We start from the raw sequence: 23,982 nt of genomic DNA, 5'->3' as shown, positions 1-23,982 counted from the left end.
GAGAAACCATGACCACACGACGCGATTTTTTGAAGAAGGCCACGCTGGCCGCCGTAGGCTCGGCGCTGGCTGTTGGCAAGGCCGAAGCCCTGACTCGCTTTGCCACACCACTGTTCAATATCAACAAGGAAGGTCGTCCCGGACGACTGAAGTTGCGCTTCTTCCCCTACGAACTGAAGCTGCGCCACGTCTTCACCGTGGCCACTTACTCCCGTACCACCACGCCCGACGTTCAGGTGGAGATAACCTACGAGGGCGTCACGGGCTACGGCGAGGCGTCCATGCCGCCATATCTGGGTCAGACGGTCGAGAGTGTCTGCGCGTTTCTAAGCAAGGTAGACCTCAATCAGTTCGATGATCCGTTTCAACTTGAGGACATTCTGGCCTATGTAGACAGCCTCTCGCCGGGCGACACGGCAGCCAAGGCGGCCATCGACATCGCCCTGCACGACCTGACGGGCAAGCTCTTAGGCGCGCCGTGGTACAAGTTGTGGGGACTGAACAAGGCCAAGGCGCCGTCCACTACTTTCACCATCGGCATCGACACGCCCGAGATGGTCAGGCGGAAGACGCGCGAGTGCGCCGACAAGTTCAATATATTAAAGGTGAAGGTGGGACGCGACAACGACAAGGAAATGATCGACGCCATCCGTGAAGTGACCGATCTGCCGATAGCCGTCGACGCCAACCAGGGCTGGAAAGACCGCCAACAGGCCCTCGACATGATTCACTGGCTCAAGGAAAGGGGTGTCGTGATGGTGGAACAGCCCATGGCGCGGGAGCGCAAGGACGACATCGCCTGGATTACGGAACGCAGTCCGCTGCCCGTTTTCGCCGACGAGGCCATTCAACGGCTCAGCGACATCAAGGACGTGGAGGGCGCCTATACGGGCATTAACATCAAGCTGATGAAATGCACGGGCATGCGCGAGGCCTGGAAAATGGTCAACTATGCCCGCGCCCGTGGCATGAAGGTGATGGTGGGCTGCATGACCGAGACGTCGTGTGCCGTGAGCGCCGCCGCCCAACTGGCCCCGGCCGTCGACTTCGCCGACCTCGACGGCAACCTGCTCATCAGCAACGACCGTTTCCGGGGCATGGAGGTAGTGAAGGGAAAGATTACTTTGCCCGACCGACCGGGGATCGGCGTGGTGCTTAGGTGATGGATCTTAGGTGCAGGGTAATAATGTTTTGTACCGCTATCTTACGAAATTCATGAAGAAACAGATTATTTTATCCATGGCCATCATGGCTTCGCTGGGCGCGATGGCGCAAACGGACGGATGGGCGAAGGAGCTGCGCCACCGCCTGCTGCTCGACTTCAACAAGAGTAGGGAGGAGGTGAAGGCGTATATCCGGCGGTATATTCCCGACGTGACCGACGACCGGTTGGACGCCTGGGAGCGCACGGGGGTCTTGGAGTGCTTGACGATCGATGGCGAGAAACGCTATTTTCATAACGCCGCGCCGAATCTGTTTCGCGTCGATGAGGATTGCCGACACGTCAAGGAGATCAAGGACGGGCCCTTTAGCGAGGGCTATGAAGACGTAGACCGAACGCATGTGCCGGCCATCATGCGGCAGGCTCGCAAGGCCACGGGCTGGCTGGCTGAGCCCAAACGTGTGCGGGTGACTTACACGCTGACGGTGAAGGCCGACGCCGTACCGGCCGGAGAGACGGTGCGTTGCTGGCTGCCGTTTCCGCGACGCGACGTCAACCGCCAGCGCGACGTGAGACTTATCGCCTCCACAGTGTCTGCCCACGTCAGTCCGCCGACCGATCCCCACTCGGCCCTTTACATGGAACAGGTGGCGCGATCGGGACAACCGACGGTGTTTCAGGAGACCTTTGAATATACCGCCGGCGGCGAATACCGGGGGCTGAAGGCGTCCGACGTGAAGCCTTACGACCGCCGAAGCGACGTCTACAGGCGTTTTACGGGCGAGGACGGACGGCATGTCGTCTTTACGCCACGGCTGCGTCAACTGGCCGACAGCCTGACTCGGGGCGTGCGGAATCCCTATCTGAAGGCCCGACGCATCTTTACTTACATTGCCGAAAACTATCCGTGGGCCTCGGCACGCGAGTATTCGACGATCGAGAACATCCCTACCTATGTCGTAGAAAACCGACATGGAGACTGCGGTCAGGTAACGTTGCTCTTCATGACGCTGTGCCGTCTCAGCGGCATCCCCACCCACTGGCAGAGCGGTTTCATGACACATCCCGGACACGACAACCTACACGACTGGTGCGAAGCATACTTTGAAGGCGTGGGTTGGGTGCCCGTCGACCAATCGTTCGGCATTCCTTCCTATGCCAAAGACGACGCCGAACGCTACTTTTTCTTAGGTGGCATCGACTCATGGCGTATGATTGTGAACAACGACTATGGCCAATCGTTCTTCCCTTCGGGCAAGGATGCCGAGGGAAAAACTATCAACGGACAGAAAAAATACCCACGCAGCGAGACCGTTGACTTCCAACGGGGCGAGGTAGAATGGAGTGGTGGTAACCTTTATTTCGACCAATGGTCGTGGAATATCGCTATCGACTATCTGCCATAACCTATAAATTACCCGAACTTCCATATACTTATAATCCTATATGAACACACTGACAATCATCATTACTGTAGCAACCTATTTTCTGTTGCTATTCTCCGTATCGTACTTAGCAGGCCGCAAGGCCGATAATGCCGGCTTCTTCGTCGGCAATCGCAAATCAAAATGGTGGGTAGTAGCCCTCGCCACCATGGGTTCGTTCATCTCTGGCGTCACCTTCGTGAGTGTTCCGGGAATGGTAGCAGAGAAAGGATTCTCTTATTTACAGATGGTAATGGGCTTCGTTGTGGGCCAATTTCTCATCGCTTTCATCCTGATACCGCTGTTCTACCGCATGAATCTTGTGTCGGTTTATCAGTATCTGGAAGATCGTTTCGGCCTGAAATCCTACAAAACGGGGGCTTGGTTCTTCTTCATTTCCAAGATGTTAGGCGCGTCGGTACGTCTATTCCTCGTCTGTCTGACGTTGCAGCTGCTCGTTTTCGACCCATTAGGACTACCATTCCTGCTCAATGTCGTTCTCACAGTGTTCCTTGTGTGGCTCTATACATTCCGAGGTGGCGTGAAATCAATCATCTGGACCGACGTCTTAAAGTCACTCTGCCTAATCCTTTCGGTGGGATTGTGCATCTATTACGTCTCCGGCCAGCTCAATCTGAGCTTCAACGGCATGCTCAAAGCGATTGACGACAGCAGCATGAGTCAGGTTTTCTTCTTCGATGACATCAATGACAAACGCTATTTCTTCAAACAATTCCTGGCCGGTATCTTCACAATGATTGCCACAACGGGCCTGGATCAAGACATGATGCAGCGCAACCTGAGCTGCCAAAACTACCGCGATTCGCAGAAAAACATGATGGTCAGCATTGTCTGTCAGTTCTTCATAAACCTGCTTTTCCTCATGTTAGGCGTACTACTCTATATGTTTGCCGTGAAGGTTGGTATCGATGCTAAAGGCGATGGCCTCTTTCCGACGGTGGCCACAAGCAATTATCTGCCCGGTGTTGTGGGCGTTCTGTTCATCGTGGGCCTATTTTCTTCGGCCTATTCGGCAGCAGGTTCGGCCCTCACAGCCCTCACTACGTCGTTCACGATTGACATTCTGGGCAACGGACATGCCGACAAGCAACAGGACGAAAGTTCACTGACAGCCACCCGTAAGCGAGTGCATATAGGCATGGCACTGCTCATGGCCGCCGTTATCTTTGTCTTTGGGCTGCTCAATAACGCCAGCGTCATCGACGCGGTCTACATTTTGGCCAGCTACACCTACGGCCCCATCCTCGGTCTTTTTGCCTTCGGCATTCTTTGCAAAACCAAAGTACACGACCGCTTTATCCCCTTGGTAGCCGTGGCTTCGCCCGTTTTGTGCTTCATTCTGGCTCAAAACTCCGAGGCATGGTTCAATGGTTATAAGTTCAGTTACGAACTCCTCATCTTCAATGCTCTCTTTACAATGACGGGTATGTGGCTTATCAGAAAGAAAAAGTAAATCTCTATACGCATGAAAACGCTTTTTTTCTCCTTCCTTTTCCTTACGCAGGCCCTTGTCTCAATGGCACAAGGACTGCCCTTAGTGACGCCGGCGGCCGTTGGTCTCGACGCCAAGCACTTGAAATATGCTGACAAAGCCATCGAAAAAGCCATTGCCCACAAGGATATTCCGGGGGCGGTGCTGGCCGTGGTGCGCCATGGCAAACTGGCTTATCTGAAGGCCTATGGCAACAAGCGGGTCGTTCCCTACACGGAGGCGATGACCACCGGCACCGTGTTCGACATGGCCTCGTGCAGCAAATCGATGTCGACGGCCCTATCCGCCATGATTCTCATCGACCAGGGAAAGCTGCGACTGACCGACGCCGTGACCACCTACATACCCGGTTTTGAGAACTGGAAGGACTCGTTGGGGCACAAGGAGACCATTCGCGTGGTCGACCTGATGACCCATACGTCGGGGTTGCCGCCCTATGCCGACGTCAATATGCTGAAGAAAAGATACGGCACGCCCACCCCCGACAGCCTCATCGACTATATCTCGCACTGCCGTCGTGACTTCAAACCGAAGACCGACTTCCAATACAGCTGCCTGAACTACGTCACGTTGCAGCGCATTATCGAAACGATCTCGGGCCTGAACCTGCGCGACTTTGCCAAACAGCATATCTTCGACCCGCTCGGTATGAAGCATACCGACTACTGCCCCGACACCGCTTTGGCCAAAAGCTGCGCTCCGACGGAGAAACAGCCCGACGGTAAATGCCTGCAAGGGGTGGTGCACGACCCCATCGCACGCATTATCAACGGCGGTATCTCAGGTAATGCGGGCGTATTCTCGTCGGCCGAAGACGTGGCCATCCTCTGTGCTTGCCTGCAAAACGGCGGCGAATGGAACGGTCGTCGCATTCTCAGTCCGATGGCCGTAAAGTGCATGCGCACCGTTCCGCGCCAGGTATCGACGCTGGGGCGCACGCCCGGCTGGGACATCTTCACCGACTATGCCACCAACAACGGCGATCTGCTGAGCCCTTCCACCTATGGACACACGGGCTACACGGGCACCAGTGTCGTCATCGACCCGGAGAATGACATCAGCATTATCCTGCTCACCAACCGCGTCCACCCCGACGACGGCGGCGCCTGTGTGGCTCTGCGGTCGTACGTGGCCAACGCCGTGGCGGGCAGTATCAGAAAGTGACGGCTGAAGAACAAGAACACCTCCAAAAACATGAATAGAATCACCTTATTATTCATAACCGTCTGCTGCGCCTTATGGTCGCAGATGGGTTTTGCGGGCGACGTTATCGTAGGTGCCGCCATGCCCGAACGTTATCTGAAACATCTGAAAGGACAGCGTGTGGCGCTGTTTTCCAACCAAACGGGCATGGTGGGCGACAGGCACACGCTCGACATCCTGCTGGCAAACGGCGTAAACGTCGTGACGATCTTCTCGCCCGAACACGGTTTCCGAGGCCAGGCCGATGCCGGCGAAAAGGTAAGCAGCGGCGTCGACGGGAAAACAGGCGTGCCCATTCATTCGCTTTATGACGCCAAAGGAGGGGTGCCCGACGAGGCTGCGATGCAGAAGATTGACCTCATCGTAACCGACATTCAGGACGTGGGACTGCGCTACTATACCTATTATATTACGATGGTGAAGCTCATGGACCGGTGCGCCCGCTACGGCAAACACATGTTGATACTCGACCGGCCCAACCCGAACGGCTTCTACGTAGACGGCCCCATCCTCGACATGAAGTACAAGTCGGGTGTGGGCGCGCTGCCCATTCCCGTCGTCCACGGCATGACGCTCGGCGAACTGGCCCTCATGGCCAACGGCGAACACTGGTTGGAGAGCAGTCGACGCTGCCGGCTGACCGTTATCCGCTGCTGCAACTACACCCACCGGACCCTCTACCGCCTGCCTATCGCGCCGTCGCCCAACCTGCCCGATATGCTTTCCGTCTATCTCTATCCGTCTCTCTGCTATTTCGAGGCCACCGACGTGAGCCTTGGACGCGGCACCGACAAGCCGTTTCAGCAGTTCGGCCATCCCGACATGCGGGGATATGACTATAGTTTCACGCCCGAGAGTCGCCCGGGAGCCAAGCATCCGCCCCAGTTGGGCAAGCGTTGTTACGGCCGCGACCTGTCGTCGCTCGACGAAGCGGCCGTCCGGAGCAAGGGAATCGACCTGAGTTATCTCATCGAAGCCTACCGCAATCTGAACGTCGGCGACCGGTTCTTCACCCCGTTCTTCGAAAAACTCATCGGCGTGGATTACGTCCGGCAGATGATTGAGGCCGGAAAAGACGCTGACGACATCAAAGCCAGGTGGCGGAACGACGTTGAGAATTTCAAAAAGCAACGCCGCAAATACCTGCTTTATAAGGAATAAAAGACGCATTAATTTGCTATTTGTTAAAATAATTTGGCGTTTCACTTGCATTTATCTTATTTTTTACCCATATTTGTAACCGAAACGCGAATAAAAACCTAATATCTTTTGGTTAGAAAGATGTTTTTACTAACCTATCATATCATAAAAAACTTCATCGCTATGAATGGAAATCACAAAGAAAACAACGTAACAGCAAAGACAATCTTTACTGCTATGTTCTTAGCTGCGCTATTTTTAAGCAGCGGTGTGCCTTCTGTGAAAGCAGCAGGGCCTGACAACAGTCCCCGCGTCGCCATCACGCAACAACAGAAAAACGTTGTGAAAGGCAAAGTCCTCGACCCTAATGGCGACCCTATCATCGGCGCCAGCGTAGTGGTGAAAGGTAGTCAGAAAGGCTGCTGGGATAACAAACTAAGATATGTAATGTTTTCTATCAGAGTTTCCTTTGGAACTTATAATTCGGTGGTGAACTATTCAATGATTTATAATAGCAATGACTAATGGAGGTAACAACAAACTGAGTATTAACAAAGAATACCTCACGAATATCAGATAATACTAAACATTATATTTAATATCATAACATTATGAGACACTATCTAACAATCAGCCTTTTTGCTCTATTTTTTTTCTCATGTTCTAACTATATCCAAGAGAATGTAGAATCTACAATAGAACTATCAAATCCTTCTACCGAATCCATATTAACTAATTCTCCATTAATAACAGCAAATCTAAATGGATTCAATACATTTACAGAGAAGATGGAGGCATGTCAAGTTCCAAATTCTATATTATCCCAACTACCTACAAAGAAATTAGTAGAATTATGCGCTCGACACCCACTTGCTGGCATATGCTATGCGTATGATAATCCTATTAATGGGGCCAAATATCTGATGAATAATTTTAACGTCTTTCAGGAATTAAAGAAACGACCGGATGCGGCTAGGTGCTTATTGAATTTCTACAACTCAATAGATTTCTCTAGAGCTTTATCAAAGCCTTACCCTATAACTTTAAAAGGAGAAGAAGGTAAAGAATATAGAGGACTTAATATAAACTTTATAGAATTAATTATTGCATCCGAAGAGATACCAGATATTTATAATAATGACAATATAAATCTTTTGAAACAAATAACTAAAAGAGTTTATGAACAAAAGATCGCACAACCAATCTTTGGGAAAATAGGATTAAGTACCCCCATTTTAATATCTTCGAAAATAAATCTTAAAGTAGAAAGATTGGATTCGTTAACCAAATATCATCTTCAAGAATTGATTAAAAGTGGTGGTTTTTCTAGGGAAATTAATTTAACTTCAATACCATCTAAATATGTAACGACAAGAAATGGGAAAAAAGTATTAGTTCATCTAACCCCAGAACTATCCAATTATGAGATTCAAGAACTACATAATATTTGTATGATATCTTATCCAAACGTAATAATACTTTCAGAAGCGTCATCAACATACAATTGCCATGACTATGCATGGTTGATAAAGGAAGGTATAACTCAACCCTATTGGCTTAACGCAGTTGTACCCAATAATGAAAATAATTTATCCCAAATTTGGGCAGGCAAAATTTTTCAAATAACAAGCGATAGTGCCCATGCAAAAAAAATAGTCTATTATTCTTCCAATAGTTTTAACAATAGAGCTATCACACATTCTGCTATAAAATCAAAAGTAGCGGGATACTATGAATCCAAATGGGGAGCATGGCCTCTTATCAGGCACCTACCTAACGATGTCCCCCCAGAATATGGAACGTATAAAAGATTCATTACTACATTTTACGATGGTCTACTTAATTGTTCGGCTGGCTCTGGAATTATTCGCAAAAATACTACTGTAACTTTTGGAGTTGACACTTCTTATGGTTATCCTGATGATGTTGCTTATTCTGAATTCATTATTTCAAATGCTAAAGATGACGAAGATGAAGTAGAATTAGGTCATGCTGTCATTACCCAAACTTCGAAAAATTACATGGTAGCATACTTTACAAGAAGAGGCCTTTATAATATTTATTGTAATTTATATGAATCAGATGGAAGGTTATGTGCCTCATATGATTATCAAGCTTTAGTAGAAGACTATTAAAAAAAATATAGAAAAGTCGCTCAAAAAAGATAAAACGACCTATAGACGCCCCTTTTATAGTCATTTCCTTCTGCATGGTTTCTTACTCGTCACTCCGCTACGCGGAGAAGACTGGGATTAATATGAAGGTTATCTGAAATAACAACTTTCTATTCGACTTATCACTAAATTCTATAAAAAGAAAAGCATATAAGCCATGAAGCCGCCGGCTTCATTACTCCACACCCCAGAGTCATGCCAATAAGTTGACTCTGGGGTGCTTGTAATCGCATTCATGCGCCAGTCGTAGTTACTATGTTTGCAATGGTTCACGTTTATAAAAGCACTCTGAATTTACTTTACAAACAACCTTAAAAAAGTGGCATTATTCTGAAAAAGAAAAGAGTCGGGCGAAAATAAACGATTTTAGAGCGGATTTATAAAGCGTTGGTTATCAATGGTTTGTAATTTTTGGAGTGTTTGCCCTTCGCTTTTTTACCCTTAATAACTATGCTTTTAGACTATAATCGCGGCCCTTTCGCCGACTAAAAGTTATGCTTTGGCGGGGTAATCGCTATGCTTTGAGCCGATAAAAGCATCACTTTAAGCATAAAAGGGCATCAAAATCGGCAAAGCAAAGGGATTTTTCCGCGTGGCGGCACTTAGATGACATGTTGCGGAAGTGTTAAAATCAGGTAGTTTTTTCTGACAAAAGCACGGAGTCAGGAAGGGCTTACAAATGATGAATCAGGAGACTTCCGCCATATTATGGCGGCGGCGTGGTAGATGACAGTTGATAATTCATTGAGATAACATTGCTTATTTATTGTATTCAAAAATAGTCTTTATTCTATAAATTTATACTTTTTGGGGTAAAAAGTTGGAAAATTAATAAAATTGAATTAATTTTGTAATTAACAGCTATTGTGAATTTGCTGACGTGTCAAAAAGAGGTAGTATAATATTTACTTAAATCCTTGATTATAATAAAATGGTCGTTCTTGTCTTTGGGAAAAGAGGTAAGTTGTTTCTTTGACACTTTTGGAGAGAATTTTTCGGCTCAGTAGAAAATTAATGGGGACAGGTTTACAAGTATCAATTTTTCTACATTATATATAATCATTTTAACAACAAGAGAGAATGTCTATGGAAAAAAGACTATTTATGTTTCTGGTATGTCTGTTCCTTGGTTTAGGAATGGCCATGGCCCAAACACAAGTCTCAGGTGTTGTCGTCTCATCTGAAGACAATGAACCCATTATCGGAGCCTCTGTCAAAGTGAAAGGTACTTCTTCCGGTACGATCACCAATGTGAACGGAGAGTTTCAGTTTTCTGTTCCTGCCAATGCCCGCCTCGTCATTTCGTACGTTGGCATGAAGACGCAGGAAGTTGCCGCGAAAGCCGGCAAGATGCGTGTCGTGCTGCATCCCGATGACCAGACGCTTGGTGAAGTCGTCGTCACGGGTATGCAGAAGATGGACAAGCGTCTTTTCTCGGGCGCGGCCTCCAAGCTCGACGCGGCCAAGTCGAAACTCGACGGTGTGCCCGATGTGAGCCGTGCCCTCGAAGGGCGTGTGGCCGGCGTGTCGGTGCAGAATGTCAGTGGCACCTTCGGTACGGCACCTAAGATCCGCGTGCGTGGCGCCACGTCAATCTATGGTTCGTCAAAACCGCTGTGGGTGGTTGACGGCGTGATCATGGAAGACGTGACTGAGGTCGACGCCGACGCCCTTTCCTCGGGCGACGCTACAACTTTGATTTCGTCGGCCATCGCCGGTTTAAATGCCGATGACATCGAGAGCTTCCAGATTCTGAAAGACGGTTCGGCCACATCTATCTACGGTGCCCGTGCCATGTCAGGTGTGATTGTCGTGACCACGAAAAAAGGTAAGGCCGGAAGCTCACGCATCAGCTATACCGGTGAGTTCACGATGCGCCTGAAACCCAGTTACAGCCAGTTCAATATCATGAACTCGCAAGAGCAGATGGGGGTGTATAAGGAAATGGCCGCTGACGGTTTGCTCTCTTTTTCAAGAACTCTGCGTGCGGGTACCAGTGGTGTCTATGGCAAGATGTATAGCCTGATGAATACCTACGACCCTGTGACGGGCGCGTTTGTCATCGCTAATACGGACGAGGCCATGGGCAAGTATCTGCAGGCGGCTGAAATGAGGAATACCAACTGGTTTGACGAACTCTTCAGCAACGCCATCTCCATGAACCACTCCATCAGTATGCAGACGGGTACCGATAAGGCCCAGTACTACACGTCGTTCTCTTTCATGAACGATCCGGGCTGGAGCGAACAGAGCAAAGTGCAGCGTTATACCTACTCGGTCAATGCTAACTACAACCTTAGCAAGAAGGTGTCGTTCAACCTTATTGGCAACACAGCCTATCGCAAGCAGCGTGCACCGGGTTCCACTTCTCAGGAAGTCGATGGTCCTACGGGGGTCGTAAGTCGCAATTTCGATATCAATCCCTATTCTTACGCCATCAACTCTTCGCGTGCGCTCGATCCCAATACTTACTACATCCGCAACTATGCGCCGTTCAACATTCACCATGAGTTGGCCAACAACTTCATTGAATTCAACGTGCTTGACATGAAGGCGCAGGCCGAATTGAAGTATAAGCCTATCACGAAGGTAGAACTCTCCGTGCTGGGAGCTTATAAGTTCTCTACGACGACACAGGCCACGCAGATTCGCGACAACTCTAACTACGCTCTAGCCTTCCGTGCCATGGACGACGCCACCATCCGCGACGCCAATCCATGGCTCTATCGGGACCCCGACCAAGCCAATACCAAGAAGTTCTCGGTGTTGCCCAAGGGTGGTTTCTATAAGGAAAACAAGTATACCATGAACAGTTGGGACTTCCGTGCCACGGCCAGCTACAATGATGTTTACAACGAAGATCATATCGTGAACTTCTATGCCGGTATGGAAGTAAACAATACCGAACGAAAGAGAAGTTATTTCAACGGCGTAGGTATGCAGTACGAAATGGGTTACTTGGCTAATTACGACTATCATTATTTCAAGCAGGCTGTGGAAGACGACAATATCTATTACAGTTTGACCAACTCTTATGGCCGCGACGTGTCGTTCTTCGGTACGGTTAACTACTCTTGGAAGGGTCGTTACTCGGTCAATCTGACTTCGCGTTACGAAGGCAGCAACCGCTTGGGTAAGGCCCGCAGTGCCCGTTGGCTGCCCACTTGGAATGTATCGGGCGCGTGGAACGCCCATGAAGAGCCATGGTTTGAGAAGGTATTCAAGAGCTCACTCTCTCATGCCACGCTCCGTGCTTCTTACTCGCTGACGGGTGACAAGCCTGCCGTAACCAACTCGCAGGTGATCATCACGAGTACCAATATATGGCGTCCGTTTGCCGTCGACAAAGAGTCGGCACTGGAAATATACAGCTTTGCCAACCCTGATCTTACTTACGAGAAGAAGCACGAGTTTAATATCGGTATGGATCTGGGATTCCTCAACAACCGCATTAACGTGACTTTCGACTGGTATACTCGTAACAACTACGACCTCATCGGTCCCCGCACCACCAACGGAACGAAGGGTACCATCACAGAGTATGCCAACGTGGCCAGCATGAAATCGCATGGTGAAGAGCTGGCTATATCGAGTAAGAACATCGTGAACAAGAAATTCCAGTGGAACACCGACTTTATCTTCTCGCATGTGAAGACAGAGGTTACTTCGCTTGATAGCCGTTCACGCATTCTCACGATGACCACTGGTACCGGTTTCACTAAGGTGGGCTATCCTTATCGAGCGCTCTTCTCCTGGGATTTCAAGGGCTTGAACAACCATGGTATTCCACAGGTAATCAACGAAGCGGGCGAACTGACTACCAGCAATGTCAAATTCCAAAGCTATGACTTGGATTATTTGAAATATGAAGGTCCGACAGATCCTACCATAACCGGTTCGTTGGGCAACACTTTCTCTTACAAAGGTTGGCACCTGAACATATTCGCCACTTACGCTTTCGGCAACAAAGTGCGTCTTGATCCTTTCTTCAGCACGAGCTATTCCGATATGTTGGCCATGCCCAAGGAGCTCAAGAACCGTTGGATAAAGGCCGGCGATGAGGCCCACACGACGATTCCGGCTATCGTCGACCTGCGTACGATTCAGCAGGATGGCTATATCGGTCGTGCTTTCTCGGCCTATAATTATTCTACCGAGCGGGTGGCCAAGGGTGATTTCATCCGTATGAAGGAAATTTCGCTTTCTTATGATCTGCCGCGGCGCTTTGTCCGCCATCTTACTTTGAACTCGGCCAGCGTAAAGCTTCAGGCCACCAACCTCTTCCTTATCTATGCCGACAAGAAGTTGAACGGACAAGATCCGGAGTTCTACAATTCAGGTGGTGTGGCTCTGCCGATGGCCCGTCAGTTCACTTTGACCGTTAGATTGGGTATTTAATCAATTAAAGAAGCAAACAAAATGAAAAAAATAAATATATTCCTTTTGGTTTTGAGCACGTTGGCATTTTCTTCGTGCGACAGCTATCTGGACAAACTGCCCGACGACCGTGCTGAGGTCAATACCTTTGAGAAAGCCAAGCAGCTGTTGTCTACGGCCTATAGCGATAACGCGCCGAACCTCCTGCTCGATCTGAGCAGTGACAACGTGACCGACCTGGGGCGTCAGTACACCTATCAGATTGTTCAGGATGAGGCTTATCGTTGGAAAGAGATCGACGTGACTACCAACGACTCTCCCCGTAGATTATGGAGCGGCTTCTATGTTGCCGTGGGTACAGCCAACCAAGTGTTGGCCGACCTGAGCAAAGTGACCGATCGCGACGTGGCGCCCCTGCGCGCAGAGGCGTTGCTTTGCCGTGCGTGGGCGCTTTTCCGCCTGTCTAATATTTTCTGTATGGCCTACGATGCTACGAAGGCTGACAAGTATCTGGGCTTGCCTTATCCGAAGACGGCCGGCGTGTCGGTCAATAATCGTGGCACGCTCGAAGAGCTCTATGCCTACATCAATGCCGATATCGAAGAGGCTTTGCCAAAGATTTCGGACGATCATTACGATGTGCCGAAGTATCACTTCAACACCCGTGCGGCCTATGCTTTTGCGGCCCGTTTTAATTTGTATTATAACAAGCCGGACAAGGCCATCGAGTATGCTACAAAAGCCTTGGGATCCAATCCGGCTTCGATGATGCGTTCCGTATCAACTTACAAGAAGTTGGCCGGTGTGGTAGATATAGGAAACGCCTATATCAACTCGGGCGAGAACGCCAACTTCATGTTGCAGACGGCAATCTCGCATCATGGCTATGCCGCCAGGTATTCCAGCTGGCGTCGTTATATCCACGCACGGTCGATAGCCATCGGCGAAACATTCTGGGCTCGTATGCCTTGGGGTTCGGGTTCTACCAATAATGTGCTCTATGAGTCGCGTTTGCTTTATGGAGGTAGTGGTTACAATTATTATCCTAAGATGATGGAACAGCGGCAATATACTAACGCGACCAAGACGTCGGTTTATTACCGTATCGTGGATGCCGTGTTTACGGCTGAAGAAACCTTACTGGTGCGCGCCGAAGCCTATGCCCGTTCAGGTAAATACGAGGAGTCGTTGGCCGATATGAACACATGGATAGCCGCCCATACGGCTGGCAAAGCCGGAACGGCAGTACGTCCGGTCATGACAACGGAGTTGGTGAACTCGTTCTTTAATAGCTTGACCGAGGTGCCTGCCAAGATTGAATCAGAAAGCCAGATGGGAATCAAGAAGCCTATTCATCCGCAGGGATTCACTATTGAGCAGGGTACGCAGACCAACTTTATTTACATGATATTGCAGTTGCGCCGTATCGAAACCTACATGCAGGGGCTCCGTTTCCAGGATATCAAGCGTTATGGTATCGAGATTACGCATCTTCTCGATGGCGAGGATAACATTTATTTCAAGGCAGGCGATCTCCGTGGCGCGTTGCAGTTGCCGGCCGAAGTTATCGAAGCAGGATTGGAGGCCAACCCACGTGAAAAATAAATATAGAAAGGATTAGCAAATGAAAAATATAAAATTGTTTTTGATGATGGCTGTCCTGGCTTTGACCACAGCCTGTACGAGCGACAACTTGAGTTCGGAGTCGATCTTTGATACCAAGGCGCCGCAGCGTTCGGAGTTTGACGAGTGGCTGAAGAAGAATTATACCGACCCGTATAACATCCGCTTCAACTATCTTTATGTAGACCAGAATTCTGATTTGAGCTACAATGTGACACCGGCTTCCATCACCAATTCCATTGCGTTGGCCAAGATCGTGAAGCACGTGTGGCTTGACGCTTATACCGAATTGATGGGACCGGATTTTCTGAAGCAGCATTGTTTCCGTGAGTTCCAACTGATAGGTTCGGCCCAGTATACAAGTCAAGGTTCTGTCGTTTTGGGTTTTGCCGAAGGAGGTATACGTGTCAACCTGTTTCAGATAAACCATTTAGATATCAACGATATCTTTATCGAGCGGAAATACCCTTTCAGGGACAAGCCTAAGCGTCCGTTGAAGCTCGACCTGAACCGTGCCTACTTCCATACCATGCACCACGAGTTTGCCCATATCCTTACGCAGCTGAAAGATTACTCTACGGACTTCCGTACGGTGTCGGCCGGTAAGTTCCATTCGAATGACTGGATCAACGTGAACGATACGGTTTCCGGTCGTGACGGTTTTGTGACGGGTTATGCCAGCAGTGAGTATAACGAAGACTTTGCCGAAGTATTCTCTTGTTACGTGACGGATACCGACGAGATGTGGAATACCCGTTTGGAGCAAGCCATTGATCCCGAAACGGGTAGCAGGGACGGTGTCAATGCCATCCTCACCAAGCTTGATATGATCAGGAGCTATCTGATGAATTCATGGGGTGTTGACATCGACAAGCTGCGTGAAATCGTATTGCGTCGATCGGGAGAAGTGGAAAAACTGGATTTGAAAACATTAAATTAAGATTGAGATATGAATAAACTATATAGCTTGCTGTTTATGGTGGGCGCTTTGGCAATGGCTTCATCATGCACGCCCGAAATAAAGGATGTGTTTGACAAGCCTGCCGCGACGCGTATCATGGAGAGTATTGAGAATACAAAGCAGGTGCTTGTTTCGGCACCCAATGGCTGGAGAGTGGCTTACCAGGGCTCATCGCTCTATGGAGGTTACAATCTTATTTGTCAGTTTGATAAAGATAATGGCGTTCACTGTCTGGATGTGACAACTCAAACAGAAGATACTTCTCACTATTCGGTAGAGCAAAGTCAGGGCGTCTTGCTAAGTTTCGACTCTTTCAATAAGGCTTTCCATATCTATTCAGATCCGGTGGCCAACGTAGGTACAAACGGTAAAGGATATGAAGGCGACTTTGAATTTCGTGTGCTCAAGGCAACGGCCGACAGTGTGATTATGGCGGGTAAGAAACACAACGCACGTATTGTGATGACCCCTATGGCTGCTAATCAGAAATGGGCCGATTTTGTAAGTCAGGTAAACACGGTGAAGCAAAACATGAAGACCGATCGCTATAAGTTGATTGTGGGAGACGTCACTTATCCGTGTACGATGTCTTACAACGTGCTGAAGGCTACCGACGCCGAAGGAACGGTTCATGATATTCCTGTCATCTATACACCCGCGGGATTGGATGTCTTGACGCCTGTTACGCTGAACGGAAAGGTTATATCCGGTTTTACCTATACCGAAGATGATAATTGGCTCGACAAAGTAGATAAAACGATTAAGTTGGTTCCGGCTTCTACGGCAGAGTTGTTTATCAATGGTTGGTGGACTCCTAATATGAAGAAAAGCTCGGCAAAGGTGGTTCAGTTGTTCCAGGCCGCGGCCAAGGCTAATACCAAATTCCCTCTGAGTTATGCTTACTTCGGTACGGAAAGCATCAGTTTAGGATCGCAGTTTGGTATCTCCATCAAAATGAGCAAGTATTGGGGACAGATTGTGTTGGGTGTGGAGCAGGTTGATGATGAAACCATCGTCATTTCCGGTAAGACCACAGCCGATGCCAATGGAGACTACTTTACAAAGAATTTCCATTGGGATAAGATTATCGAAATGTTGACGCCTAACGGCAAGCCCGGTACTTATAAGTTGAAGGCGAACAAGACTAAACTTCCTACAAGAATCACGCTTACTTGCGTAGAAGATCCGTCTATCGTCTTTGTCTGCGATAAGGGCGATGTCAAGATATCTTTCTAAAGAATCGTAATCCTTATATATTAATAAGGTGTCAAACAGAGCGGGTCGGTATCAATGCCGACCCGCGATCGGTTTTGTAAGGTCTTTGCTTAATGGGGTCGTAAGCCTGTTATGGGGTGAGTAGAAAATTAGTGGGGACAGGTTTACAAGTATCGATGATATCTACCGCGCCCTGAATTATCTTTACATATACCATCAAAAAAGTGGCATTATTCTGAAAAAGAAAAGAGAAGGACGAAAATAAGCGATTGTAGAGCAAGTTTATAAAACGCTGGCTATCAACATATTGCGATTTTCAAGGTGCTTTCTCTTCACTTTTTCGCCTTTAATTGCTATGCTTTTAGGCCGTAATCGTGGCCCTTTTATCGGCTGAAAGCTATGCTTTGGCCGTGTAATCGCTGTGCTTTGAGCCGATAAAAGGATAACTTTAGGCATAAAAGGGTATCAAAATCGGCAAATCGAAGGCCTTTTTCGGCGTGCCGGCACTTAGATGACATGTTGTGGAAGTGTTAAAATCAGGTAGTTTTTTCTGACAAAATCACGGATCCGCTGAATCAATATAATTGGGATGGGCTTACAAGAGGTCTATTTTGACTTTACCCTCTTAAATCAGTCCTTCGGCCCTATTTCTTTTATAAATATGCGAAATGTTCATTAACTTTATGCTTGTTATCCGTTGTTTTTTGTCCTTTTTCTGATAATTCATTTTTTTTAAAATAGCATATAAATATCCGTTTTTAAATCAATAATTGATAAAATTATGGCTTTTTTGCGTCAAAAAGAAAGAAATATTAAAAAATAATTGGAAGTTACGTTTATAATTGTTATTTTTGCAGAACAGTTAAGTAATGATAATATACAGAGGGTATTTGTATAGTTATGCAATCTAATAACAAACTGTAGCGAGAGAATTAATATTATAAATTTATTAACGAGAGAGATTTTATGGAAAAGAGACTAAGTATGTTTCTCGCCTGCTTGTTCCTCAGTTTTGGAATAGCAATGGCACAGACCCAAGTTAGTGGTACCGTAACCTCCGCTGATAATGGCAGTCCCATTATTGGAGCGGCGATTAAAGTCGTAGGCACTAACACGGGTACGGTGACTGATGTTAACGGTCATTTCTCATTGTCTGCTCCGGCCGGTTCAAAACTTCAGTTCTCATATATCGGTATGAAGACAAAGGTGATGGCTGCCAGAAGTAACATGAAAGTAGTACTGGAAGTTGACAACCAGACATTGGATGAAGTGATGGTTGTGGCTTATGGTACATCGAAAAAATCATCATTCACAGGTTCTGCCGAGAACATCGACAGCAAAAAGCTCGAGCTGCGCCCCGTAACGACTGTTACCAAAGCCCTCGAAGGTAATGCCAGTGGTGTTCAGCTTACTTCGGGTTCAGGGCAGCCGGGCTCGTCGCCTTCCATTCACATTCGCGGCTATGGTTCTATCAACGCTTCCAACAGCCCGCTGATTGTTGTCGACGGTATTCCTTACGACGGTACGTTGAGCAGCATCAACCCTTCGGATATTGAGGCGATGACCGTGTTGAAGGACGCCAGTGCCGGCGCGCTTTACGGCGCCCGTGGTGCCAATGGTGTCGTGATGATTACCACGAAGAAGGGACTTGAGGGCAAGACACAGGTGACATGGCGTTCAACCATGGGTTGGTCGAACCGTGCTATCAAGCGTTATGACAACGTCAATCAGAAAGAATATGTGCAACTGATCTATGAGGCACTGCGCAATGAAGCTTTTGCCGGTGGCGCTTCATGGGCCGACGCAGAAGCCGCGGGGCGTGCTCAGATGTCTGAAACCTTGGGCGGTGAATATTATAATCCGTTCAAGAACTACACTTGGGCTACCATCATCAACCCCGAGACCGGACGGGTGCAGGCCGACGCGCAGGCTGCCTGGGATGAAAACTGGATGGACGCGGTAGAGCAGAAGAATGCTTTCCGTCATGAGCATCAGCTCTCCCTCAACGGTGGTACCGACAGGACAAAGTATATGATGTCATTGGGCTATGTCAATGAGGATGGTACGCTGAAGACTACTAACTTTCAGCGCTATACGGCCCGTGTGAATGTAGACTCCAAGGTAAACGACTGGTTCAGTGCCAATGTAGGACTGAACGTAGGTCACTCCATCTCTAACTTTAGCAACTATTCGGGAAGCTCTTCCTCAAACGTGTGGTATACCGCTCAGTTTGTGAACCCCTTGTTCCCCGTCTATCTGAAAGACGCCGACGGCAAGACCGTATATAAGAATGGTAAAGCAGAGTATGACTGGGGTGAGCCTTATTCTAACGGCGACCAGCGCCCGGGTTCTTTGGCGGACTTTAGTTCGCTCGGTATGCTGTTGCTTGACAAGACAACCGCCCTTCGCGACATTGCCGGTATGCGCAGCGGTCTCGTATTCGGTGGCGATAAGGACAGCTTCGGCTGGCTCAAGGGTGTGAAACTCGCGTTGAACTTCGGTTTTGACTATAACAACCGCAACAATTCTGACCTGATGAACATGGAGCATGGCAACCAGGCTACGTCAGGCGGTCTGCTCACTAAGTACGAGAGTCGTACCCAGAGCTATACCCTCAACCAGTTGCTCAGCTGGAACCGTTCGTTCGGCAAGAATACTTTCGATATCCTTGCGGGTCATGAGTTTTATGCTTATAACTTGAAATACTTGATGGCACGGCGCTCAGGTTTGATGAGTGGTATTATCGAGCTTCGTCCGGGCGCTACTCTGAAGGATGGTGACTCTTACTCTTTGGACTATCGCATCGACTCTTATCTGAGCCGTTTCAACTACGATTACGATGACAAGTATTATGTGTCGGCTTCTGTTCGTCGGGATGCTTCTTCACGTTTCGAGAAGAATCATCGCAGAGGTACGTTCTGGTCGTTGGGCGCCAACTGGCGTTTGTCGCACGAGAAATTCCTCAAGGACGTGAAGTGGATTGACAACCTCTCTTATAAAGTGAGCTATGGCGAGCAGGGTAATGACAATATTCTTGACTCTGACGGCGATCCCCGTTATTATCTGTGGCAGGGTTTGTCGAGCGTCAACTACGCTAATGCCAATACAACCGGCTCTCTGCTCTCTACATTGGAGAACGCGGGAGTGTCATGGGAGAAGAACGGCAACTTCAATACGGGTGTTGAAGGCTCGTTCCTGGATGGGCGTCTGAAAGCGAGTGTAGAATACTACTATCGCAAGACCACTGACATGTTGCTCAACTACCCGATGGCTGTATCAACTGGTTTCGACGGGTATGACGCCAACGTAGGTAATATGCGCAACACCGGTGTTGAAATAGAATTGTCAGGCACGCCAATCCGCACGAAAGATTTCAGTTGGTCACTTACCTGGATGGGGTCTACCATCAGCAACAAGGTGACCAAGCTGACAGAGGAAACCGATCAGATTCTTACCGGTAACTATATCATCAAGAAGGGGTTGCCCATCTATACCTTCTACATAAGCAGGAGTGCCGGCGTTGATCCTGCAACGGGTACACAGCTCTACTGGGCTTATGACAAGGATGAAAACGGCAATATCACGAAGGAATACATTACTTCCAACCGTTCCAAGGCTACCAACAGCCGTTACGAGATGGGCTCACGTATTCCTGATCTCTATGGCAGTATCGGTACAAACCTTACCTACAAGAATTTCGATTTGTCTGTGTTGACTACCTATTCTATTGGTGGCAAGGTGCTCGACGGCCTTTATTACCAGGACATGAACCTCCAGTATATCAACAATAGCCTTCACAAGAACGCGTTGCGTCGTTGGCAGAAGCCGGGCGACATTACCGATGTTCCCCGTATGGCCATCAAGGAGACTACGATTGTACTCGATCGCTATCTGATCGATGCTTCTTACTTCGCCATTAAGAACATCACGCTCACCTATACCTTACCGAAGTCGCTGACAAGGAAGGCCGGTCTTAGCAACGTTCGCGTTTTCTGTTCGGCCGACAACGTCGCTCTCTTCTCGCATCTTGACGGTATGGATCCACAGTACAACTTCCGTGGTGGTACAAGCTATACCTATCCAAGCAACAAGACATGGACCTTGGGTCTGGAAGTTAATTTCTAATAGAATTAAAGAAAGGATATAACTATGAAATCAATATATAAATTTGCGTTTCTGGGACTGCTCGCTTTGGGCACTATGTCTTCTTGCTCAGACGACCAATTAGAGACGTCACCTACCACTTCTGTTGATACAGGTCAGTTGATGAGGAGCACTTCGAAGGCCATTGGTGCCTTGAATGGTATCTATCGTTTCTTTTATACCACCGGTTATACCACCGGCTGGCAGCATGAGGAATTCGGTATCACCGCTTTCAACCACGTAGCTGACCTCGAAGGCGAGGATATGATTCAGCAGGCGGCCGGTAGCGGCTGGTTCTGGTATGACTATCGATTCGACGTTAAGGGTGACTATACCCATAATTACGGCCGTCCTTACGGAACCTGGAACTTCTTCTATACGATCATTGCAAACGCTAACTACCTGATTGCGGCCGACGCAACGATGGAAGGTGACGAGAAAGAGAAGAACTATATTGTGGGCCAGGCTTATGCCTTGCGTGCTTTGGGCTACTTCTATCTGTCACAGTTCTATGCCCGCAACTACATAGACCATCCTACAGACCCCTGTGTACCTATTTATACGGAGCCAACCGTGAAGGGAACAAAGGGCAAACCACGTGCTACAACGGCTGATGTCTACAAGCAAATTGACAGCGATATCAAGGCTGCCATCGACAAATTGAAAGCTGCCAAGACCACTCGCGACAGTAAGTCGCACTTAGGTTTGGGCGAGGTTTATGGTTTGGCAGCCCGCATTGCTTTGGTTGAAGAGAAGTGGCAGGACGCCGAAACCTATGCTGACAATGCTATCGCCGAAGCCGGTAAGGAAGGAATAGCCATCGCTGCAGTCAGCAATTTCCTCGGTTTGAACAAGGTAGACTACAAGAATGTGATGTGGGGAATGAAGATCGTGTCTGACCAGTCAACACAATATGCCAGTTTCTTCAACCACATGGACGCTGACATGGGTAAGTATGGCGCCAGAGCACGTATTCAAGTAAGCAAGACGCTCTACGCGCTGATGGGCGAAAAAGATGAGCGTCGCGAATGGTGGAATCCGAATGACAAGAACAACAAGACTAACGGTTATCAGCAGGAGAAGTTTAAATTCTCCAATCAAGCTACATTCGAAGGCGACTATATCCTGATGCGTATCGAGGAAATGTATCTCACCAAGGCCGAGGCACAGTGTATGCAAGGCAACGATAGCGGCGCGATAAAGACATTGATGGAAGTGATGAAACAGCGTGATTCGGGTTATACGTGCTCGAAGAGTGGCAAGGAATTGGCCGTTACAACCAATCCGCTTATCAAGACAGGCTCGCTTCGTGAGGAAATCATCGATCAGCGTCGTATTGAGCTGTGGGGCGAGTTTGGCCGTATCTTCGATCTTCGCCGTTTGCACCAGGGTGTTTACCGTTCAAGCGATCAGGGCCATCCGTCATCCGCGTTAGTAAAGGGCATTGACAATAAGGACAGCTATAAGTGGGTGTTGACCATTCCGCAGTCCGAATTCGATGGAAACTCGGCACTTGATCCTGCAAAGGATCAGAACCCGATGGACTAATCCCATCTTTTTCTTAATTCATAAATATTGATTACAATGAAAATTAGTAAGTATATATTAGGTGTAGCTGCAGTAGCCGTTGCGCTGTTTACATCTTGCGATAAGGATAATGAGTCTGCTGTCTATTCTCCGACGGGCGCGAACATTTCGTTCATAGACAAGACAGTGACCGCGCTCACCAACAATTCATCCGCCGACATCGTTGTCAGCCTGAGTCGTTTTGGCGGCTCAGGTGAGTACACCGCTCACTATACACTCAGCAGTGATGACGCGGGAGTTTTCACCGACGCCGGTAATGGCGCGGCCGTTTATGCCAACGGGCAGACGACGACGACTGTAACCATTAAGGCTGCCAACATGAAGGCGGGGACAACTTATACCGCAACCCTTACCTTGAGCGACGCTGACATAGCTACAGCCGATACAATCGTGGGTAAACCGGTGAAAACAATAGAGATTACAATAACCTGCGACTACGCTTGGAAAGACCTGGGCGAACTGGTCAACGTGTCAGGGTTCGACGATGGAGCGACAAAAAAGGTACACGTTTACGAATCAGAAACGGCCGAAGGTCTCAAAGTTTATAAGTTCCAAGACATCTTTGCCCAAGGCTATAGCGTGATCGCCAAGGCTACCGACGCCGACGCCACCAAGTTTGTTATAGATAAACAAGCCGGTTGGAAGTATAACAGCCAATATGGAGAAGTCTATGTCAACGGTACCGGTGTAAGAGTCGGCAAGCAGTTGACCCTTTCGCTGGAGCATATCCTTGTCGGAGCAGGTAATTATTCATTTGGTGTTGTTGATGAAGTTATCACATTGCCCTGAGGCGCAAATGATGGACATTATAGAATAAAGGATTAGTTCCATCAAGGGCTAATCTTAAATTCTCTCTCTATTTCAGGGAAGTCAGCTGTGAAGCAGGCTTCCCTATTTTAATGATAGCCTATCGAGTCCTCACTCGTTAAACGGCTCACCTGATCATTTGTGGGGGACAAGTTTGCAAGTGACGAAATCTCCGGCCTCATCATTTGTAAGCCCTTTCTCATTAGTGCAAGCCTACAAGTGATTTTGTCAGAAAAAGCTACCAGATTTTAACACTTCCGCAACACGTCATCTAAGTGCCGGCGTGCCGAAAAAGTCCTTCGATTTGCCGATTTTGATGCTCTTTTATGCTCAAAGCTATGCTTTTATCGGTTCAAAGCACAGCGATTACACGGCCAAAGCATAGCTTTTAGTCGGTAAAAAGGCCGCGATTACGGCCTGAAAGCATAGCGATTAAAGGTGAAAAAGCGACAGGAAAGCACCTTAAAAATCGCAATATGCTGATAGCCAGCGTTTTATAAACTCGCTCTACAATCGCTTATTTGCGCCCAAGTCTTTTCTTTTTCAGAATAATGCCACTTTTTTGATGGTATATGTAAAAATAATTCAGGGCGTGGCAGATATCGTTGATACTTGTAAACCTGTCCCCGCTAATTTTATTTTACCGGTGTAAA

Annotated in this window: 13 protein-coding genes and 1 pseudogene; all 14 read left to right on the top strand. The window is 48.2% G+C overall.

Annotated elements, in window-relative coordinates; genetic code table 11:
• Positions 1-8 precede the first annotated feature (8 nt).
• The 14 genes and pseudogenes from JHU38_RS00215 to JHU38_RS00150 all read left to right on the top strand — a co-directional run bounded on the left by JHU38_RS00215 (position 9) and on the right by JHU38_RS00150 (position 23,311).
• Positions 9-1,163, top strand: a complete 1,155-nt coding sequence (locus tag JHU38_RS00215) for a dipeptide epimerase (protein ID WP_107581584.1) — start codon at positions 9-11, stop codon at positions 1,161-1,163.
• 52 nt (positions 1,164-1,215) lie between these two features.
• A complete protein-coding gene (locus tag JHU38_RS00210; protein WP_107581585.1) occupies positions 1,216-2,568 on the top strand; it encodes a transglutaminase-like domain-containing protein in 1,353 nt (450 codons plus the stop codon).
• A gap of 40 nt (positions 2,569-2,608) precedes the next feature.
• Positions 2,609-4,060, top strand: coding sequence for a sodium:solute symporter (locus tag JHU38_RS00205; RefSeq protein WP_107581586.1), 1,452 nt, complete (start codon positions 2,609-2,611; stop codon positions 4,058-4,060).
• Positions 4,061-4,072: 12 nt separating this feature from the next.
• Positions 4,073-5,254, top strand: a pseudogene (locus tag JHU38_RS00200) (serine hydrolase domain-containing protein); the annotation flags it as partial.
• A 39-nt stretch (positions 5,255-5,293) separates the two neighbouring features.
• Entirely contained in the window at positions 5,294-6,463 is a 1,170-nt protein-coding gene (locus JHU38_RS00195) for an exo-beta-N-acetylmuramidase NamZ family protein (protein ID WP_107581588.1), read from the top strand.
• A gap of 162 nt (positions 6,464-6,625) precedes the next feature.
• Positions 6,626-6,967, top strand: coding sequence for a hypothetical protein (locus JHU38_RS00190; protein ID WP_146156988.1), 342 nt, complete (start codon positions 6,626-6,628; stop codon positions 6,965-6,967).
• 86 nt (positions 6,968-7,053) lie between these two features.
• Entirely contained in the window at positions 7,054-8,577 is a 1,524-nt protein-coding gene (locus JHU38_RS00185) for a DUF7689 domain-containing protein (RefSeq protein ID WP_146156989.1), read from the top strand.
• A gap of 1,125 nt (positions 8,578-9,702) precedes the next feature.
• Complete coding sequence (locus tag JHU38_RS00180; protein ID WP_107581591.1) at positions 9,703-13,014, top strand: SusC/RagA family TonB-linked outer membrane protein; 3,312 nt, start codon at positions 9,703-9,705, stop codon at positions 13,012-13,014.
• Between the two features lie 21 nt (positions 13,015-13,035).
• Positions 13,036-14,598 carry a RagB/SusD family nutrient uptake outer membrane protein gene (locus JHU38_RS00175; protein WP_107581592.1) on the top strand — a complete coding sequence of 521 codons (1,563 nt, stop codon included), beginning with the start codon at positions 13,036-13,038 and terminating at the stop codon, positions 14,596-14,598.
• A gap of 19 nt (positions 14,599-14,617) precedes the next feature.
• Complete coding sequence (locus JHU38_RS00170; RefSeq protein ID WP_107581593.1) at positions 14,618-15,556, top strand: zinc-binding metallopeptidase; 939 nt, start codon at positions 14,618-14,620, stop codon at positions 15,554-15,556.
• Between the two features lie 9 nt (positions 15,557-15,565).
• Positions 15,566-16,813, top strand: a complete 1,248-nt coding sequence (locus JHU38_RS00165; protein ID WP_107581594.1) for a DUF4302 domain-containing protein — start codon at positions 15,566-15,568, stop codon at positions 16,811-16,813.
• A gap of 945 nt (positions 16,814-17,758) precedes the next feature.
• Positions 17,759-20,917 (top strand): SusC/RagA family TonB-linked outer membrane protein, encoded by a 3,159-nt coding sequence (locus JHU38_RS00160; protein ID WP_107581595.1) that lies wholly within the window; start codon positions 17,759-17,761, stop codon positions 20,915-20,917.
• Positions 20,918-20,941: 24 nt separating this feature from the next.
• Complete coding sequence (locus JHU38_RS00155; protein WP_107581596.1) at positions 20,942-22,483, top strand: RagB/SusD family nutrient uptake outer membrane protein; 1,542 nt, start codon at positions 20,942-20,944, stop codon at positions 22,481-22,483.
• A 36-nt stretch (positions 22,484-22,519) separates the two neighbouring features.
• Positions 22,520-23,311, top strand: coding sequence for a hypothetical protein (locus JHU38_RS00150; protein WP_107581597.1), 792 nt, complete (start codon positions 22,520-22,522; stop codon positions 23,309-23,311).
• Positions 23,312-23,982: the final 671 nt, after the last annotated feature.

Origin of the sequence: Prevotella illustrans (genome assembly GCF_017426725.1) — a bacterium.
In the GTDB taxonomy this organism is placed as follows: Bacteria; Bacteroidota; Bacteroidia; order Bacteroidales; family Bacteroidaceae; genus Prevotella; species Prevotella illustrans.
This window is presented reverse-complemented; position numbering and strand designations above follow the sequence as displayed.

Coding starts and splice junctions, on each gene's coding strand:
- JHU38_RS00180 (WP_107581591.1), top strand. CDS start 9,703: ATGGAAAAAAGACTATTTATGTTTCTGGTATGTCTGTTCCTTGGTTTA.
- JHU38_RS00175 (WP_107581592.1), top strand. CDS start 13,036: ATGAAAAAAATAAATATATTCCTTTTGGTTTTGAGCACGTTGGCATTT.
- JHU38_RS00155 (WP_107581596.1), top strand. CDS start 20,942: ATGAAATCAATATATAAATTTGCGTTTCTGGGACTGCTCGCTTTGGGC.
- JHU38_RS00150 (WP_107581597.1), top strand. CDS start 22,520: ATGAAAATTAGTAAGTATATATTAGGTGTAGCTGCAGTAGCCGTTGCG.
- JHU38_RS00165 (WP_107581594.1), top strand. CDS start 15,566: ATGAATAAACTATATAGCTTGCTGTTTATGGTGGGCGCTTTGGCAATG.
- JHU38_RS00185 (WP_146156989.1), top strand. CDS start 7,054: ATGAGACACTATCTAACAATCAGCCTTTTTGCTCTATTTTTTTTCTCA.
- JHU38_RS00170 (WP_107581593.1), top strand. CDS start 14,618: ATGAAAAATATAAAATTGTTTTTGATGATGGCTGTCCTGGCTTTGACC.
- JHU38_RS00195 (WP_107581588.1), top strand. CDS start 5,294: ATGAATAGAATCACCTTATTATTCATAACCGTCTGCTGCGCCTTATGG.
- JHU38_RS00160 (WP_107581595.1), top strand. CDS start 17,759: ATGGAAAAGAGACTAAGTATGTTTCTCGCCTGCTTGTTCCTCAGTTTT.
- JHU38_RS00215 (WP_107581584.1), top strand. CDS start 9: ATGACCACACGACGCGATTTTTTGAAGAAGGCCACGCTGGCCGCCGTA.
- JHU38_RS00205 (WP_107581586.1), top strand. CDS start 2,609: ATGAACACACTGACAATCATCATTACTGTAGCAACCTATTTTCTGTTG.
- JHU38_RS00190 (WP_146156988.1), top strand. CDS start 6,626: ATGAATGGAAATCACAAAGAAAACAACGTAACAGCAAAGACAATCTTT.
- JHU38_RS00210 (WP_107581585.1), top strand. CDS start 1,216: ATGAAGAAACAGATTATTTTATCCATGGCCATCATGGCTTCGCTGGGC.